This is a genomic window from Streptococcus pseudopneumoniae (assembly GCF_001068775.1).
Lineage (GTDB): Bacteria > Bacillota > Bacilli > Lactobacillales > Streptococcaceae > Streptococcus > Streptococcus pseudopneumoniae_N.
Window position 1 is genome coordinate 1 of sequence record NZ_JWAJ01000150.1, and the last position, 16,603, is coordinate 16,603.

Annotated in this window: 15 protein-coding genes and 2 pseudogenes; 8 read left to right on the forward strand and 9 right to left on the reverse strand. The window is 40.7% G+C overall.

What is annotated here, in order from left to right; all coding sequences use genetic code 11:
• Nucleotides 1–251: 251 nt before the first annotated feature.
• On the reverse strand, nucleotides 252–1,418 hold the full coding sequence (locus tag ADF68_RS09405; RefSeq protein ID WP_049548801.1) for an IS30 family transposase: 1,167 nt from the start codon (nucleotides 1,416–1,418) through the stop codon (nucleotides 252–254).
• 213 nt (nucleotides 1,419–1,631) lie between these two features.
• Between ADF68_RS09405 and ADF68_RS09410 the strand changes: the two genes are divergently transcribed.
• From ADF68_RS09410 to ADF68_RS09420, 3 genes are read left to right on the forward strand one after another with little or no spacing between them, the layout of a single operon-like run.
• A complete protein-coding gene (locus tag ADF68_RS09410; protein ID WP_049549584.1) occupies nucleotides 1,632–2,690 on the forward strand; it encodes an AAA family ATPase in 1,059 nt (352 codons plus the stop codon).
• A gap of 9 nt (nucleotides 2,691–2,699) precedes the next feature.
• Entirely contained in the window at nucleotides 2,700–3,476 is a 777-nt protein-coding gene (gene pnuC, locus ADF68_RS09415) for a nicotinamide riboside transporter PnuC (RefSeq protein WP_049549585.1), read from the forward strand.
• Between the two features lies 1 nt (nucleotide 3,477).
• Nucleotides 3,478–4,251: an NUDIX domain-containing protein gene (locus tag ADF68_RS09420; RefSeq protein ID WP_049549586.1), complete on the forward strand. Its 774-nt coding sequence runs from the start codon at nucleotides 3,478–3,480 to the stop codon at nucleotides 4,249–4,251.
• Nucleotides 4,252–4,474: 223 nt separating this feature from the next.
• Here the strand turns inward: ADF68_RS09420 and ADF68_RS09425 are convergent, their stop codons facing one another.
• The gene (locus ADF68_RS09425) at nucleotides 4,475–4,705 is read right to left on the reverse strand and encodes a hypothetical protein (protein WP_049549587.1); all 231 of its coding nucleotides are present in this window, start codon (nucleotides 4,703–4,705) and stop codon (nucleotides 4,475–4,477) included.
• Between the two features lie 283 nt (nucleotides 4,706–4,988).
• Here ADF68_RS09425 and ADF68_RS09430 point away from each other — a divergent pair, with 283 nt between their 5' ends.
• The 3 genes and pseudogenes from ADF68_RS09430 to ADF68_RS11300 form a co-directional block, all read left to right on the forward strand.
• The gene (locus ADF68_RS09430; RefSeq protein ID WP_049549588.1) at nucleotides 4,989–5,681 is read left to right on the forward strand and encodes a hypothetical protein; all 693 of its coding nucleotides are present in this window, start codon (nucleotides 4,989–4,991) and stop codon (nucleotides 5,679–5,681) included.
• Between the two features lie 211 nt (nucleotides 5,682–5,892).
• Nucleotides 5,893–6,579, forward strand: coding sequence for a YoaK family protein (locus tag ADF68_RS09435; RefSeq protein WP_049549589.1), 687 nt, complete (start codon nucleotides 5,893–5,895; stop codon nucleotides 6,577–6,579).
• Nucleotides 6,580–6,671: 92 nt separating this feature from the next.
• Nucleotides 6,672–7,009: pseudogene (locus ADF68_RS11300) on the forward strand (group II intron maturase-specific domain-containing protein); the annotation flags it as partial.
• 65 nt (nucleotides 7,010–7,074) lie between these two features.
• Here the strand turns inward: ADF68_RS11300 and ADF68_RS09445 are convergent.
• From ADF68_RS09445 to ADF68_RS09475, 7 genes and pseudogenes are all read right to left on the reverse strand, one after another.
• On the reverse strand, nucleotides 7,075–9,726 hold the full coding sequence (locus ADF68_RS09445) for a valine--tRNA ligase (protein WP_049549590.1): 2,652 nt from the start codon (nucleotides 9,724–9,726) through the stop codon (nucleotides 7,075–7,077).
• 123 nt (nucleotides 9,727–9,849) lie between these two features.
• Nucleotides 9,850–10,849 (reverse strand): annotated as a pseudogene (locus ADF68_RS09450) (virulence RhuM family protein).
• Nucleotides 10,850–10,880: 31 nt separating this feature from the next.
• Nucleotides 10,881–12,122, reverse strand: coding sequence for a hypothetical protein (locus ADF68_RS09455; protein ID WP_049549591.1), 1,242 nt, complete (start codon nucleotides 12,120–12,122; stop codon nucleotides 10,881–10,883).
• 242 nt (nucleotides 12,123–12,364) lie between these two features.
• Complete coding sequence (locus ADF68_RS09460; protein WP_049549592.1) at nucleotides 12,365–12,943, reverse strand: AAA family ATPase; 579 nt, start codon at nucleotides 12,941–12,943, stop codon at nucleotides 12,365–12,367.
• Nucleotides 12,943–13,503 (reverse strand): GNAT family N-acetyltransferase, encoded by a 561-nt coding sequence (locus ADF68_RS09465; RefSeq protein ID WP_049549593.1) that lies wholly within the window; start codon nucleotides 13,501–13,503, stop codon nucleotides 12,943–12,945. Before ADF68_RS09465 ends, ADF68_RS09460 begins: the two co-directional genes overlap by 1 nt.
• Nucleotides 13,490–14,068 carry a flavin reductase family protein gene (locus ADF68_RS09470; RefSeq protein WP_049549594.1) on the reverse strand — a complete coding sequence of 193 codons (579 nt, stop codon included), beginning with the start codon at nucleotides 14,066–14,068 and terminating at the stop codon, nucleotides 13,490–13,492. Before ADF68_RS09470 ends, ADF68_RS09465 begins: the two co-directional genes overlap by 14 nt.
• A gap of 369 nt (nucleotides 14,069–14,437) precedes the next feature.
• Nucleotides 14,438–14,833, reverse strand: a complete 396-nt coding sequence (locus ADF68_RS09475) for a helix-hairpin-helix domain-containing protein (protein ID WP_049549595.1) — start codon at nucleotides 14,831–14,833, stop codon at nucleotides 14,438–14,440.
• A gap of 204 nt (nucleotides 14,834–15,037) precedes the next feature.
• Between ADF68_RS09475 and ADF68_RS09480 the strand changes: the two genes are divergently transcribed.
• Together ADF68_RS09480 and ADF68_RS09485 are read left to right on the forward strand one after the other, a co-directional pair.
• Nucleotides 15,038–15,790, forward strand: coding sequence for an isoprenyl transferase (locus ADF68_RS09480; protein ID WP_049549596.1), 753 nt, complete (start codon nucleotides 15,038–15,040; stop codon nucleotides 15,788–15,790).
• Nucleotides 15,791–15,798: 8 nt separating this feature from the next.
• Nucleotides 15,799–16,602, forward strand: a complete 804-nt coding sequence (locus ADF68_RS09485) for a phosphatidate cytidylyltransferase (protein ID WP_049549597.1) — start codon at nucleotides 15,799–15,801, stop codon at nucleotides 16,600–16,602.
• Nucleotide 16,603 lies beyond the last annotated feature (1 nt).

The following is a 16,603-nucleotide window of genomic DNA, read 5'->3' on the forward strand; positions in this document are numbered from 1 at the left end:
GCTAAATTCCCAAACTAAGTTCCACCGCTAGTAGAAGTGGAAGTTAGTCTGATAAAAATTGTAAAAACCAGTGGAATTCCGTGTCAGGGTAAGTTCCACTGGTTTTACTCATGCTTGATTTCATCGCTTTTGTAGTCGAAAGGAATAGAAAAAAGAGCGCACAAAATCCCCTCATCTGAAAGCGTTTCAGATTAAGTTCCGCTATGGTGGAAGTTAGTATGAGACGTTTGAATGGGTTTTTTGGTTAGTTTTTAGATTTTATGTTGGAGTAATTTAGAAGACTGACAGACATCTTCTGCAGGTATTTTAGAAATGCCGAGAAGTTTAGGAATTTCTTCTCCGTAAGTAAAGGCAAAGAGTTCATAGGCTGACTTTCCATTCAAAGCAGCGCGTTTGACACTGTTGACATGCGAACAGACGAGATTAATATCCTCTTGAGTTAAGTTGTCAAAGGAAGTTCCCTTAGGTAGAATGTCGCGAATCAGCGTGTGATTTTTCTCAATTCTCCCTTTCTGGTCAGAGCGATTAGGGTCGCAAAAGAAGAGCTTGCTCTCTCCTCGAACATCCATTTCGATGTCATCAACCCTGGCAAACTCTCCACCATTATCAGTCAGAATGACAGGAAAGAGTTGGAAGAAATCTTTGTCCGCTTGGTGAAGAGTGTTCTTGATTTTATAAAGGTGTTTGGTAACCTCAAGGGCAGTTTTATTAACCAGAAGTCTAGCGAAGATAAAGTTACAGAAAGAGAGGTTGAAGGTGAGTAGGACTTTCCCTCCCATTCTGCCCATAACTGTATCCATTTCCAGCCAAGAGTCTAGTTGATTAAGGGCTAAATAGTTTTGGAAATCCTCATAGGAACGGCCTTTTTTAGCTTCTTTAGGGATGGAAGGTAGATTATTTTTTCTTCTTTCTTTAAATTTAACAGCTCTAGCAAGATCAATCGGAGCGATAGACAGGTAACCTTTTCGGATGTGTCGATAGACAGTTGAGGAGCTAACATCAAGGTTATGAGTTTTGAGGATATGATAGATGTGTTGTCCCTTTTTAACCCCATCAGAAATAATTTTATCCATGTTCCAGAAAGTCTGAGAATTAAGAGGAGTTCCTTCACGAGCTTCGACAAGAGTTTGTTCGTACTGCTTTTGAGCTTGTTTGGCGAGGTAGAAGATTTTCTGATAGCCACAGTTTTGTCTTCTTTTAGGACATCCATTACAGACAAAGGGAGCTTTGGCAAGTAAAGGACAAGGGAGGTTATCACACGTAGACTCTCTGACTAGTCTGTTTCGTTTGACTTCTTTGGAAACAGTAGTCGGGTCTTTTAGAATAAGTTGCCCGATAGCTTTGAAGGTTTCACCGCGCTCTAAACCTAATTGGATATCATTACGGTCTGAAAGGGTAAGGTGTTTATGTTTGATCATAGTAGGCCTCATTTCTACCACAAACGTCTCACACTTAATTCCACCATAAAAATCCGTTTTAGACTAATTTCCACTTTGGTCAGGAAAGTGGAAGTTACTTTGAGAAATTACCTTAAGAAATGTTTTTATAAAAAATAATAAAAAAGTGTTGACAAATACAGAAAGGTAAAGTATAATATAAAATATAAAAATTTATAAAAAGGTTAAAGAGATATGAAAAAAAAGATAGCAGTGGTTTTTGGAACCTTTGCTCCCTTGCATCAGGGGCATATTGATTTAATCCAAAGAGCAAAACGACAATGCGATGCTGTATGGGTGGTAGTTTCAGGTTATAAGGGAGATCGTGGTGAACAGATTGGACTTACACTACAAAAGAGGTTTCGCTATATTCGTGAAGCATTTCGAGATGATGAGTTGACTTCTGTTTGTAAACTTGACGAAACCAATATTCCACGCTATCCAATGGGCTGGCAGGAGTGGTTGGATCAGATGTTGCAGGCCATTTCCTATGACCAGACTGGTCAGGAACTAATCTTTTTTGTAGGAGAGTCCGAATACCAACAAGAATTGTCAGAACGTGGTTTCGAGACTGTTTTGCAGGAAAGAAAATTTGGAATTTCGGCTACCATGATTCGAGAAAATCCAAGCAAATATTGGAAATACATCGCTCAACCTTTCCGCCGTCAGTTTACGAAAAAAGTGTTGATTATGGGAAGTGCTAGTAATGGTAAAACAACTCTAGCCAAGGATTTAGCTCGCTTTTATGATGCGCCAGTCAGTCTGGAATATGCTCGTGAGTATCAGATAAAAAATAATGTCCGAGATGATGAGCTTACCCCCAAAGATTATTATTACCTTCTTTTGGGCCAATATGACCAAACTTCCAAGTTAATCGATAGCAATGCCAATCGAGGCCTAGTCATTGCAGATACCAATTCATTAGTAACCAAGGGCTACTACGATTACTACATGGAAAGCGAAGAGCAGGAGGACTTGTCCGTAGAGACCTTTGATAATCTCTTTATCTCAATCTTAGCCAAGGAAAAGTGGGATTTAATCCTCTTTGTGCAACCTATTGGCTCTTATGTCAATGATGGTTTTCGCGACATGACCATGGCAGAAGACCATATCCGTCACAGTTTTTCTCAGCATTTGGATATGATGAGGGAGCAATATCTAGCCAATATCCCTCATGTTTATCTAGCTGATGACTATCTAGGAAATTATGAAGCAGCAAAAGTAGCTATTGATGCCATTTACCAAGCAGATTAGGAGAAGAAAATGAAAAAAATAACTGAAAAAATCACACGATTTATTGAAAACTTTAAAAATGTTCACGCAGAAGCTCGTAAAATTGGTTTTGCAGGAGTTATGCGTTTGCTTTGGAAAGACCTCTTTGTAGGCCGTAGTCTTTTCCAGTGGCTCTATTTGATTGTTTTATCAAGTGTTCCTCTTATTCTGGAGTTTACACAAAACACAGAAAGTCATGACTGGATTGGTCTCTTGGCTTCTTGGACAGGGATTGTCTGCGTTATCTTAGTAGCTGAAGGTCGAGCTAGTAACTACCTTTTTGGTGCTATTAACTCTGCAATCTATTTGGTCCTAGCTATGAATGCTACTTTCTATGGCGAAGTTTTGACCACAGTTTATTTCTTTGTCATGCAGCCTATTGGTCTCTATGCTTGGTTGTCTAATCGGATCAATGAGCAAGGAAAACCAGAGGAGTCTCACTTTGAAGCTAAGAAACTCGGTCTGATTGATTGGCTCAAGTACTTGGCCTTGACTGCTATCATCTGGATTGGCATGGGATTAGCCTACCAAAGTATCAGCAGTGCTCGTCCTTTCCGTGACAGTGTTACCGATGCGACCAATGGTGTTGGTCAGCTCTTGATGACACGTCTTTACCGTGAGCAGTGGATTTTCTGGATTGCAACCAATCTCTTTAGTATTTATCTCTGGTGGGGTGAAAACATCCATATCCAAGGAATGTACTGGGTTTATACCATCAATAGTCTAGTCGGTTGGTACCAATGGACTAAGGCTGTCAAGGAGGGATAAGATGACTGAAACGATAATCCCGGCTGGAATGACAGAGAGAGAATATTTTGAAATCCATGCAAGTCAGGAAGAATTTTTAGACTGGTACTACAAACAGGAACTTCCTCAGTATGAAAAACCGAGCGTGACGGTGGATATGGTAGCTTATTGCTTTGTGGAAGGGAAAATCAAACTCTTACTAATCCGCCGTAAGGCCCATCCTTATCAGAACTGTTTGGCCTTGGTCGGTGGTTTTATGGATAAAGGGGAAGATGCTGCCCATGCTTGTCAGCGTGAAGTGAGAGAGGAGGTTAACCTTGACCTTCCTTTGGAAAAAATTGAACAGTTGATGACAGTATCTACTCCAGGTCGTGATCCGCGGGGCTGGACGGTTACTATCGCCCACTTGGTGTATCTACCTAGCCGCGCACTTGATCTCGTTCAAGCTGGTGATGATGCCAAAGATGTGGTTTTTGTCGATGTTGATTTTCAGACGGGCAAGTGCTTCCTAGAGGGACTAGAGCTGGGGGAGCAAGCCTTCGCCTTTGACCATTATGCCATTATCCAAGAGTCTATTAAACGAATACAAGGGCGTCTTGACTGGAATCCGACCTTCCTCTATCTGCTAGAGGAGGAGTTCACTGTCTATGAAGGGACCGAATTGGTCAATCTCATCAACCCAGGACGACCAATCGTCAGCAATAACTTTCTCGTAAAATACGGTGAGTATGTAGAAGAAGTTGGGCTCAAACGAGTTCCTAAAAAGAAACCAAGAAAAACCTATCGATTGAAATAAAAAGCTTTGGGACAGAAATCGATAGATCAAGTCTTGATTTCCTAGTCTCAGTCCTGAGAAGTTTCAACAAATCCGATGGCTGTTTGAAGCTTGAGAATAGAGAAAATACAGTTTGCGTCACAAGCCAAGTCAGCTATCGTATCAAAGGTTTATTATTCATAAAAAAGTGAGGTCGGGATTTTTTCCCGACCTCTTTTTTGATGCTATTTGACTGCTTTACTAATTAAGGATGTTTATCTTTCTTTGAATTGCTCATGATTCGAATGAATAAATCCTTGTATTTATATTTTAAATAGGTTTCGTGTAAATACAATAAAGCCACGTAGACAATCATGAAAATAGCAGTTAGATAGAACAAATCAAATGTTGTTTGAGCGTAATGAGTAGCCGCCCCATAAGAAACGAAAGCATCTAAAATCACCCAAGGAAGATACTTGTAATATTTGCTTAACATAAGCTTACACCTCCAATATTCTATTTCAATTTTATTATAGCCCTTCAAGAAAAAAATGCAAGCGATTACACTTGTAAAATATAGTATTTTTAGTAGGAAAAATTTTCCTGTTTTTTTTAATTCTTTACGAATAAAAGATATAGGAGGGATAAGGAAATAAATGTACTAAAAAATAATTCTAAAAAATTTTAGATAAGTAGTTGACAAATTTCAAAACAAATATTACAATAATGTTACAAATATATTTCTTAACATTTCAAAAATGTTACAAAAGGAGCATAAAATGAAAAATAAAACTTCTATCAAATTAATGGCTGCAACTGTACTCGCTTCAACCCTGCTATTGGGAGCTTGTGGTAATAAGAAAGAAAATACGACAAGTGATAGTTCTAGCAAGACAACACAAGCATCTTCTAGTTCTAAGGCAAGTTCTTCAAGTAAAGAGAACAAGACTCAGAAGTCCGCAAGTTCAACTTCATCAGAAAAAACTAAGGTAGCTTCTTCTGACCAGTCAGCAACTACTGCTAATCAATCGCAAGCAACACCAGCGCCAGAAACAAGACAGAGCCAAGAAGCTTCTAACCAACAGGCATCTTCGCAAACTCCCTCAAATCAGCAAGGCTCTCAAGCACAGACTAGCCAGTCAACTTATGATCCAACTACTGACCGCAAACTTCAAGATAAGCAAGCAGAGCACAACAAACGTTACAAGGGTGTTCTAACCATGGTTGATGGAGATTTCTCTGCTGCAGCTGGCAACTGGAAGGGAGCTAATGGCGAGACTATTACTGTTTCATCAGGTGGTCAATTTACAGTAGAATCTAGTGATGGTAAGAAAGAAAACTACTCTATCCAAGGCTATGCCTATACCCTTGATGATGGTAAATACAATGCCAAAATTGGTGGTGGAAAAATCATCCAAATTACAACAGGCGCAGATGGAACTGTATCTAGCGTTGCTTTGATTCAGCCATAGGTTTGAGTACAGAAATAATTTGTTTAAAAATAGTTCAGTTGATGAGTACCTACAGCATTTGAAGTTGATAAGACGTCATAAATGAACTCCAAAGATGAGACTAACTTAGGAGTATATGTAATCATGTCTACCTGAACTGACCGTTTTTCACTTAGTTTCTCCGAGAGAAGTGGTATAATGAATGCATTAAAGGGAAACGAGTGATGAATCAATGACGGATAAATTAATTTTACCTCAAAACACACGACTCATGGGAGTGTTTCTTGGCTTTATCGGTGGTTCTTTGGATGTATTCTGTCACATCCAGTACCATAGTTTGGTGGCGACACAGACAGGGAACATTCTCCTATTGATATCAGATTGGCACGATTCACATGTCATCAATACCATGTTGCGATTCTGCTCGATTATATTCTTTTCCCTAGGATTTCTTTTTGCCTTACACATGAAGGAATATCGTAAAACAGCTTATTGGCGAGTTAAGATGCTGCTTCCCTTATTTATCGGGACCCTTGTTCTGCCCTTCTTTTCCCGCTTTCCTCTATTAGAAGTTCCTTTTATTGCTTTTGGAACTGGAATGATGATGCTAACATTTACGGGTAGTTTGATTGAAGATCATCCCTATGTCATTTTTATGACGTCTGGAAATTACCGAAAAATGTTGACCGCTTTGTATCGTATCGTTAGAGGAGAAGGAGATGTTCAAGAATATCGTCGTCAAGCCTTGAACTATGGCATTGTTGTAGGCAGTTTCGTAGTGGGTGCTATTAGCTTGGCTGTATCTATGCATTTTCTCCATGAATGGTCTATTTGGATTGTCAGCTTTAATTTGGTTTTGATAATGTCTTACTATATTGCTAGAGTGAAGCAACTCGATTTGCAAGATGAAAATATATAAAAAATGGCAAATCTCTTAAATTGAGATTTGCCATTTTTAGTACGATGGACATGTCGTACATTCCTCTGTGGGCTCCCCAATACTGGTAAACTCTTGAGCAACTGAATTTGTCAATTCGGGGATAGATAAACTATTTTCACTGGGAAATATGAAGCGCATAGTCACTAGTATAGATGAGCGCTTGCGTGCTCCCCTATGAGTGATTATCTGAAAGGAATGGAAAAAGAAACCTAGGTAACTGTGGATCCTACTTAAGTTAGGAATTCCTAAATGGATAGCAGATAAGGTATCTGGCTGGGGTGACCACTATCAATTAGTAGCTCAGAAATCGATACTTAAACGCGATATATCAAAACCAGTCCTTGAAAAGCGAGGACTGGTTTCGTGTTTGGATTATTGCCTTCAACGACATGCGTTAAAAGTTAGTTGAACCGCCGTATACCGAATGGCACGTACCGTGGTGGGAGAGGGGCTAGTCTTAGCCACTACTCGATTTTATTTCACCAACTTCTTCATCTCATCAATACGTGCTACGGTCGCATCGTACTTAGCTTGGTAATCGGCTTGTTTGTCGCGTTCTTTTTGAACGACTTCTGGTTTGGCATTTGCTACGAAGCGTTCGTTAGAGAGCTTCTTACCGACCATGTCCAGTTCTTTTTGCCATTTAGCTAGTTCCTTGTCGAGACGAGCCAGTTCTTCTTCGACATTGAGGAGGTCTGCCAGTGGCAAGTAGATTTCTGCTCCTGTGATGACGCTTGACATTGCGAGTTCAGGTGCAGGGATGGTTGATGCGATTTCTAAGTGTTCTGGATTTGTGAAGCGTTTGATGTAGTTGACATTGCTGTTAAAGAAGGCTTCCAAGTCGCTATCGCTTGTCTTAACAAGAATGGTGATAGGCTTGCTTGGAGCAACGTTTACTTCCGCACGCGCATTACGAACAGCGCGGATCAAGTCTTTGAGGCTTTCGACACCAGTGTGAGCCGCAAGGTCTTCAAAGGCTGGGTTGACAGTTGGGTATGCTGCTGTAACGATAGAACCTTCTGAGATTTGTCCAAAGATTTCCTCTGTCACAAATGGCATGATTGGGTGAAGGAGACGAAGGATCTTGTCCAAAGTGTAAAGGAGAACAGAACGTGTGATGACTTTCTCTTCTTCATTATCGCTATAAAGGACTTCCTTGGTCAACTCAACGTACCAGTCCGCAAACTCGTCCCAGATGAAGTTATAGAGGATGTGTCCAGCAACACCAAACTCAAACTTATCAAAGTTTTCAGTAACTTTGCCGATAGTTTCGTTGAGATTGTGGAGAATCCAGCGGTCTGTGACGTTTCCAGCTTCCTTGTTAACTACTTTTTCCACATTGGCAGTTGCTTGCTCAAGGGTCAAACCTTCATTGTTCATGAGAATGTAGCGAGAGATGTTCCAGATCTTGTTAATGAAGTTCCAAGACGCATCCATTTTTTCGTAAGAGAAGCGCACGTCTTGCCCTGGTGCAGAACCGTTTGAAAGGAACCAGCGAAGGGCATCGGCACCGTATTTCTCGATAACATCCATCGGGTCAATCCCGTTACCGAGAGATTTAGACATCTTACGTCCTTGCTCATCACGAATGAGACCATGGATAAGGACGTTTTGGAATGGCTGACGGCCAGTGAATTCCAAGGATTGGAAGATCATACGAGACACCCAGAAGAAGATGATGTCGTAACCTGTTACCAAGGTTGAAGTTGGGAAGTAACGTTTGAAGTCTTCTGAGTCAACATCAGGCCAGCCCATAGTTGAGAATGGCCAAAGGGCAGAACTGAACCACGTATCCAAGACGTCTTCGTCCTGAGTCCATCCGTCACCTTCTGGGGCTTCTTCACCGACGTACATTTCACCCTCAGCATTGTACCAAGCAGGGATTTGGTGACCCCACCAAAGCTGACGAGAGATAACCCAGTCGTGAACATTTTCCATCCATTGAAGGAAGGTATCGTTGAAACGTGGAGGGTAGAATTCGACCTTGTCCTCTGTGTCTTGGTTGGCAATAGCATTTTTAGCCAATTGGTTCATCTTAACGAACCATTGCGTAGACAAGCGTGGCTCAACCACGACACCTGTACGCTCTGAGTGACCAACACTGTGGACACGTTTTTCAATTTTAACGAGAGCGCCGATTTCTTCCAACTTAGCAACGACAGCCTTACGAGCTTCAAAACGGTCCATACCTGCAAATTCGAAGGCCAAGTCATTCATGGTTCCGTCGTCGTTCATAACATTAACTTGTGGCAAGTTGTGGCGTTGTCCAACCAAGAAGTCGTTTGGATCATGGGCAGGCGTGATTTTCACGACACCAGTACCAAACTCAGGATCTGCGTGTTCATCTGCAACGATTGGGATGAGTTTATTAGCGATAGGAAGGACGACGTTTTTACCGATCAAATCCTTGTAGCGTGGGTCTTCTGGATTGACCGCAACTGCAACGTCCCCAAACATAGTCTCAGGACGAGTGGTCGCAACTTCAAGAGCGCGTGAACCATCTTCTAGCATGTAGTTCATGTGGTAGAAGGCACCTTCGACGTCCTTATGGATCACCTCGATATCAGAAAGGGCTGTGCGAGCTGCTGGGTCCCAGTTGATGATAAATTCACCACGGTAGATCCAACCTTTCTTGTAAAGGTCCACAAAGACCTTGCGAACGGCTTTTGACAAACCTTCGTCAAGAGTGAAACGCTCGCGAGAGTAGTCTACAGAGAGACCCATCTTGCCCCATTGTTCCTTGATAGTCGTCGCATACTCGTCTTTCCATTCCCAGACTTTGTCCAGGAACTTCTCACGGCCGAGGTCATAACGGCTAATGCCCTCGCCACGCAAGCGCTCCTCAACCTTAGCTTGAGTTGCAATCCCCGCGTGGTCCATCCCTGGAAGCCAAAGCGTATCAAAACCTTGCATGCGTTTTTGACGGATGATGATATCCTGTAAAGTCGTATCCCAAGCGTGACCAAGGTGGAGTTTCCCAGTTACGTTTGGTGGTGGAATAACGATCGAATAAGGCTTAGCCTTTTTATCGCCTGAAGGCTTGAAAACATCAGCGTCAAGCCATTTTTTGTAACGACCAGCCTCAACCTCGGCTGGATTGTATTTAGGTGAAAGTTCTTTAGACATGTGTTTGTCCTTTCTAGTTTATATCTTTAAATAAAATTAGTAGGTAGAAGATAGGCTTTGATTCAACTCATCTTGTTTTTATCATTATCTTCTATAAGCAAAGAAACCGTGAAAAATTTTACATTAACTTTCTCTCATTATCTTCATAATATGTTTATCAAAGTCTGATATGATTTTTTGAGTTCGGTTAAATTTATCATACTCCTGGATAGCTTTTGAGTCTGCTTGTTTCTTGGAAATACTTCCTTTTCCTTCTAAGATTTCATATTCATTAAAAAAAGAAAACGATCAATACTATCCGCCAATCCTCGCATTGTAAAAGTATTACGGCGCTCAACCAAATCCTCGATATAATCAAAATAGGCTGTAGCAGTTCGCTCTAGTTGTCGAATTTCTTTTTCTTGCAGATAGTTTTTAGTCACTGTTACATCTGACTTGAGTACCTCCCATTAGGTGCATTCTTCCAAGTAGTTAATCCCATTTTTTCCTTACTTGCATCGGCTTGCTGATAGATAATTTCTGCAGCAGTACTTCCAGTAATTGCATAATGAAATTTATTTTGTACCATAGCATAGAAATTTTTAGTAATATCTGAGTTTCTATCATAATCTATGGCACATTCAGCAAAGATATACGTGATTTGTTGATAGATTCGGCGCTCGCTAGAACGAATAGAGCGAATTCGTTCTAAAAGTTCATGGAAATAATCTTGTCCTAAAACTGTCTGTCCTTGTTTCAAGCGTTCATCATCTAAAATAAAACCTTTGATGATAAATTCTTTCAAGGTCTTGGTTGCCCAGATTCTAAATTGAGTAGCCTTGCTAGAATTTACACGATAGCCGACTGAAATAATAGCATCCAGATTGTAATATTCAAGTTCACGCCGGACAGTTCTATTTCCCTCTTGTTGAACCTGTGCAAATTTTGCACAAGTTGACACCTTAGCCAACTCACCACTATCATAAATGTTTTTTAAGTGCTTTGTAATAACACTTCGTTCAACTCCAAAGAGCTCTGCAAGACCTTTTTGAGTCAACCAAAGATTTTCATCCTGTAAAAGGATATCTAGCTGAACGTCGCCATTTGGTGTAGTATACAGGATGAAATTAGAAATTTCATTCAAGACAATTTCACCTCCCCCCCTCAATAAACAATTACTTCTCGTTCTTAAACTGTATACCGTTTTCTTTCAGTTTTTGAACGGTAGCAGGACCAATCCCCTTCAAAGCGAGAACTTCTTTTTCGGTCCATTTTTTGAAATCTGTAGACCTACGAATTCCATTTTCAACAAAGATGTGAACAAGATCCATCCGGATTCCCTTCATTTTTTCATCGCTCATAAGGGAGTACCAGTCGGATACCTCGGATAAAGTTTTTATCATACTGGAGTCATTCGAAAATACTGGTTTACGACGGAACTTCTTGGCTTCGTTTGTTAGAAATTTTGTTAAAATAATATTTTCTAGTAAATAATCAAATAGAGGATACAAACTAGCTTGTAACGATTCAACTGAATTTGGACAGTAGCATTCTTGGTCTTCGATCTCTATAACTTTGAATTGCCAATCTTCCTCTATAAAGAATTCAACAGCTTCATCATTGATTTCCACTAATTTTGCAAATAGCTGACTAGCTTCCTCAATTTTTCCTTGAGAAAAAGCAGAGATGATGGCATGAATAAGAATGGTATCGTCCCGTTTCCCTTTATTCAATTCTTCACGGTAGAAGCGCTCAACCTTTAGTTCCTGACCAGTAATATGATACAAGGAAAGCATACAGAAGACAAAATTAGGAGGAAAACGTTCTGGTCGCTTACTCAAATATAGGTCAATCAATTCTATAGCCTTAGAATTTAAGTTCTCCGTCATATAATATTCAATCAGAAACATGAGAGCAGACAGGATAGGGCGTGCTTCAAAATAATTCCAACTATTGTATCCGTTCATTTTCCATTTTTCTAAAACTAGAACTTCAAAATCCAATACTTTTTTAAAGGTTGACAAATCAAAGTCTTTAACCTCTGATAAGAATAAATGAAAATCAGCAGCAAAGTAATCTGGATTGATTTTTAAAACTTGCTTTAACAGTTTATTTCGCTTCTGTGTATTCGGAGTATGCATAGCTTCTCTAAATAAAGCATGATCCTGATTCCAATCAAAAGTCCTATTTTTCAGTTGGTAATTAATTAGCTGAACATCTGGATACTCTCCGTGTTCATCAGCATATTGCATCACTGCTGTATGTAGTTCATCGAAATTTTGAATGGTCCGACGTTCTACAAAAGTTGGATTTTTGGCCATGATTTCTGTCCAAGCAGCCTCTTCTTCAGAAATAACTTTGATATCCAACTTTTGCTGGCGTTTTAATTCTTTTTTTCTATTTTTCTTTTTAGCCATCTATTTTCTCCCTTAATTCATCCTTCAATAGACCAGACTCAACTGACTTAGATATCCTTCGGGACTCAGCTACAGGCTTTAATGGGAAATCCCAGTTTCTTTGTAATTCATTTACTCTGAAGGATGTACCCCAAGCTTGATCAAGGTAGAATTTTCTAATTACGTCTGGCGGTGGAATGCGTGATCAAAAAGTTTTAGACTTTTGAACTCCTTGAGTCTTGAGAACATCTTATTGAGTTTGTTTAGACATGTGTGTGTCCTCTCTCTATTGTTTTCATTTTTTCTTGAATCTGCTTAGCAACTTCGGCTGCAGACAGATTCGTATTATTTATTTTAAGGTAGTGGTGTAGCTCATTCGGTTGATGCTGGGAATTTAATTGAAGTGTTTCAGCGGTCTCTAAAATTTCTCTTTCAGATACCTCAATATGCCGTTTCAAGGGCTTGTGCTTCAATCGGTTCTCCGTTCGATTTCGATGTAAACGCTCTTCAAGACTTGTTTCCAACTCAACAAACAGAATCTCTTGATGAAAGTTATCCAATAAATCCTGAATTTGCTTTAAATACATCAGCTGGTACTGATTTGAAAAATCAATTACGTCAGTTAAAATTACTGATCGCTGATTTCTTGCACTTGCTCCAAGGAAAGAAAAGGTCATTCCACGAACAAATTCCCACATTTCCTCTGTATAGTCCTGATAGATTTCCAGTGCAAAATCGATGGCTTGATGGTTATAAAAGAGGGTAGCATTTGTCAGTCGAGATAACTCTTGACCAATGGTCATTTTTCCTGATGCTGGAGCCCCAATGATGAAAAGATGCATCAAATCACCTCCCACTCACTCTTCAGCAAGCCATATATCAGACTGTCACAGCGATTCCCTTGGGCATCTTTGCGGTCTCGGATACGAGCTTCAAGGGTAAATCCTAATTTTTCCGCAACTCGTTGACTTTGAAGGTTGTAACCAAAGCAAGACAATTCAATCTTGTGAAGACCCAATTCTTTAAAAGCTAGGTCAATCAAGGCGCGTGCCGCTTCAGGCACATAACCTCGGCCCCAATAGTCTGGGTGCAAGGTATAGCCAATCTCCAGTACATCGTCTTCGTAGCGACGGGGGAAATCGACAGAACCAATGATTGTATCGGTCCCTTTGACCACAATTCCATAGCCTGCTGGGAGATTGTCCTTTTCATTGCGCTTAGGAAGGATATGCTCCAGATAATAAATCTCATCTTCCAAGGTCTTGACGGGTGGAAAACCTGCTGGGTAAGAGACTTCTGGACGACTAGCATAGTCAAAGATATCCTCAGCATCCGGCACGGTACGGACTCGTAAGACCAGTCGCTCCGTTTCGATTTGTTCTGGCAATTCAGTTCTTGTCATCCTTCTTCCTCGCTTTCTTGATGAAGCTTCCCATGGGGTCGACTCGGTCATCCAGATAACGGTAAACGCGCTGATGGCCATCCCCCATAAAGTAAGTTGGCGCAAAACGGTCATTTTTAAAATGCTCTTTATCGTCCAAGAGCTCTGGATCAGCCAGTCGCTCGAGAATCTTGGCAAAGATATGGCAGATGCCATCTTCCTCGATAATCCGATCTACCTGACAGTCCAATACGACTGGACATGCCTCTAAAATCGGGGCCTGAGTCCGTACAGAAATTTCGTAGTCAAGCCCTAGGTGTTTTAACTTTTCCCGATGGCTGATAAAACCAGCCTGCTCCATTTCGAGCATGAAGTTTTCATCAGGGATGTTTACGGTAAACTGTTGATAATGCTTAATCTGGTCAGCCGCATTTTCCTCAGCGCCAACACCGATGACCAGCCAATCTCCCAGGCTATAAGAGGAACTGCAGGTCGTGATATTGTGCCTAAAGTTCTTGTCCTGATATCCCAAGATGAAGACAGGAAAACCATAGTAGAGCTTGCTGGTGTTAAAAGATTGTTTCATGACAACCTCCTTTGGCTAGGGGTCTAAAATAAAAATCGTCCCTGCCATCAATATGACAGGGACGAATGTGTTAATCCGCGGTACCACCCAATTTCGGGCCATGCCCGCATCTTTAATCTTCTTGTTTCACTTTTATGACGTCGTTAGCTCGTCTTGCCGTACTTGAGTACAGCCTGCAACTCGCTGTCTAGTCCTAAAAGGAAACAAAAAGATTTATATTTCAATTTTTAATTTCATCCATTAGCAACCAGTTTTGACACATTTGTGGACTTCTCAGCACTGCCACTTTCTGTAAAATGTGGGACTCAAAACACCTCTAATGGCTTTATTTTAACAAGTTTTTGACGGAAAAGCAAGGAACAAGAAAGATTACTTGAACTTAATGCCGTTTTCTTTTAATTTCTTGATAGTAGCTGGACCGATTCCTTTCAAGGCAAGGAGTTCTTTTTCTGTCCAGTTTTTGAAGTCAGCAGCAGACTTGATACCTTCATCGTAGAAAGTCTTAGCGCGGTCAACTGAAAGTCCCCCTAGGTTAGCTGCGAAATCTTCTACAGAAGTAGCAACTTTTTGAGCTTGCTCTTTGGTTGCTTCTACAGTTTTTTCAACCTTTTTAGAGACAGCTTTACCTGCATCGCTTGCTGCTTTTTCAGCATGTTTTACAACTTTTTTTGTTTCTTCGACAACCTTGTTTACAGCATTTGAAAATATACCTGAACGACGAAGGCTGTTTCTTAATTGTTTTTTACGTTGGAGTTTTTTTGACATCATAAAATCCTTTCAATAAAAAATCCCTGTGACTGAACAAGGATTTAATCTTTATACGTTTATTGTATCAACTTTCTTTAGGAAATGCAAGGTTTGTAATCTTAGAAATATGGCGAATTCCGCCTTAGAATAAGAGAAGATGATAGAAGAAAAATGAAAAATATGGTATAATGAAACGATAGATTTTTGAATAGGAATACAATCATGTTTGGATTTTTAAAAAAAGATAAAGCAACAGAAGCCACCACAATGGTGCCAGACCACATCGGTGTGATCATGGATGGGAATGGCCGTTGGGCTAAAAAACGGATGCAGCCACGTGTCTTTGGCCATAAGGCTGGGATGGATGCTCTGAGAAAGGTAGCGATTGCTGCTAGTGATATGGGTGTCAAAGCCTTGACGGTCTATGCCTTTTCAACTGAAAACTGGACCCGTCCAGATCAGGAAGTCAAATTTATCATGAACTTACCTGTTGAATTTTATGATAAGTATGTTCCTGAATTGCATCAGAAGAACATGAAGATTCAAATGATTGGGGAGACTGATCGTTTGCCGAAGCAGACTTTTGATGCCTTGAAAAAGGCAGAAGAGTTGACTAAGTTAAATACAGGTTTGATTCTCAATTTTGCCCTTAATTATGGTGGACGAGCTGAGATTACACAAGCAGTCAAGTTGATTGCACAGGATGTTTTAGATGCTAAGATCAATCCTGGTGATATCACCGAGGAGTTGATTGGGGAATACCTCTTTACGGGACATTTGCCAAAAGTCTTGCGTGATCCTGACTTGATTATTCGGACCAGCGGTGAACTTCGTTTGAGTAATTTCTTGCCTTGGCAAGCTGCTTATAGCGAGCTCTATTTCACGGATGTCTTGTGGCCTGACTTTGACGAGGAAGCCTTAAAAGAGGCTATCGTTGAGTATAATCGCCGCAACCGTCGCTTTGGAGGAGTATAGGAGTTATTATGATAAAGGATTTACAAAAGAGAACGCTCTTTGCTATCTTGGCCTTGGCTATCTTTATACCAATCTTGATCCTCGGTGGTCTATGGTTACAGATTGCTATGGGACTTGTGGCTATGTTGGGAGTGCATGAGTTGCTTCGCATGAAGGGATTAAATACCATGACGCCTGAAGGTCTCTTGACTTTACTAGCGACCTTTGCTCTGACCGTGCCTTTGGAAAACTACTGGAAGTTTTTACCTGTAGATGGGAATGTTGTAGCCTATGGAGTTGTGATCCTCATCATGCTAGGAGCGACAGTATTCAGCAAGAACTATACCATTGAGGATGCTGTTTTTCCGATTGCCATGAGTTTCTATGTTGGCTTCGGCTTTAATGCCTTGGTTGATGCTCGAATTGCAGGCTTGGATAAGGCCCTTTTGGGACTTTGTTTGGTTTGGGCAACAGATAGCGGTGCCTATCTGGTGGGGATGAAGCTTGGCAAGAGAAAGCTTGCTCCGAGAGTATCGCCTAACAAGACCATAGAAGGTGCTATAGGGGGGATCTTGGCTGCTATGCTAGCGACGCTCATCTTTATGCTAGTCGATAGTACCGTTGCTTTACCATATGGGATTTACAAAATGATGGTTTTTGCTATCTTCTTTAGTCTAGCAGGTCAGTTGGGTGATTTAATCGAAAGTGCTATGAAGCGTCATTTTGGAGTCAAAGACTCAGGCAAATTTATCCCTGGTCATGGTGGGGTACTGGATCGTTTTGATTGTATGCTAGTAGTTTTCCCTATTATGCACCTCTTTGGCTTATTTTAAG

Coding starts and splice junctions, on each gene's coding strand:
- ADF68_RS09405 (WP_049548801.1), bottom strand. CDS start 1,418: ATGATCAAACATAAACACCTTACCCTTTCAGACCGTAATGATATCCAA.
- ADF68_RS09410 (WP_049549584.1), top strand. CDS start 1,632: ATGAAAAAAAAGATAGCAGTGGTTTTTGGAACCTTTGCTCCCTTGCAT.
- pnuC (WP_049549585.1), top strand. CDS start 2,700: ATGAAAAAAATAACTGAAAAAATCACACGATTTATTGAAAACTTTAAA.
- ADF68_RS09420 (WP_049549586.1), top strand. CDS start 3,478: ATGACTGAAACGATAATCCCGGCTGGAATGACAGAGAGAGAATATTTT.
- ADF68_RS09425 (WP_049549587.1), bottom strand. CDS start 4,705: ATGTTAAGCAAATATTACAAGTATCTTCCTTGGGTGATTTTAGATGCT.
- ADF68_RS09430 (WP_049549588.1), top strand. CDS start 4,989: ATGAAAAATAAAACTTCTATCAAATTAATGGCTGCAACTGTACTCGCT.
- ADF68_RS09435 (WP_049549589.1), top strand. CDS start 5,893: ATGACGGATAAATTAATTTTACCTCAAAACACACGACTCATGGGAGTG.
- ADF68_RS09445 (WP_049549590.1), bottom strand. CDS start 9,726: ATGTCTAAAGAACTTTCACCTAAATACAATCCAGCCGAGGTTGAGGCT.
- ADF68_RS09455 (WP_049549591.1), bottom strand. CDS start 12,122: ATGGCTAAAAAGAAAAATAGAAAAAAAGAATTAAAACGCCAGCAAAAG.
- ADF68_RS09460 (WP_049549592.1), bottom strand. CDS start 12,943: ATGCATCTTTTCATCATTGGGGCTCCAGCATCAGGAAAAATGACCATT.
- ADF68_RS09465 (WP_049549593.1), bottom strand. CDS start 13,503: ATGACAAGAACTGAATTGCCAGAACAAATCGAAACGGAGCGACTGGTC.
- ADF68_RS09470 (WP_049549594.1), bottom strand. CDS start 14,068: ATGAAACAATCTTTTAACACCAGCAAGCTCTACTATGGTTTTCCTGTC.
- ADF68_RS09475 (WP_049549595.1), bottom strand. CDS start 14,833: ATGTCAAAAAAACTCCAACGTAAAAAACAATTAAGAAACAGCCTTCGT.
- ADF68_RS09480 (WP_049549596.1), top strand. CDS start 15,038: ATGTTTGGATTTTTAAAAAAAGATAAAGCAACAGAAGCCACCACAATG.
- ADF68_RS09485 (WP_049549597.1), top strand. CDS start 15,799: ATGATAAAGGATTTACAAAAGAGAACGCTCTTTGCTATCTTGGCCTTG.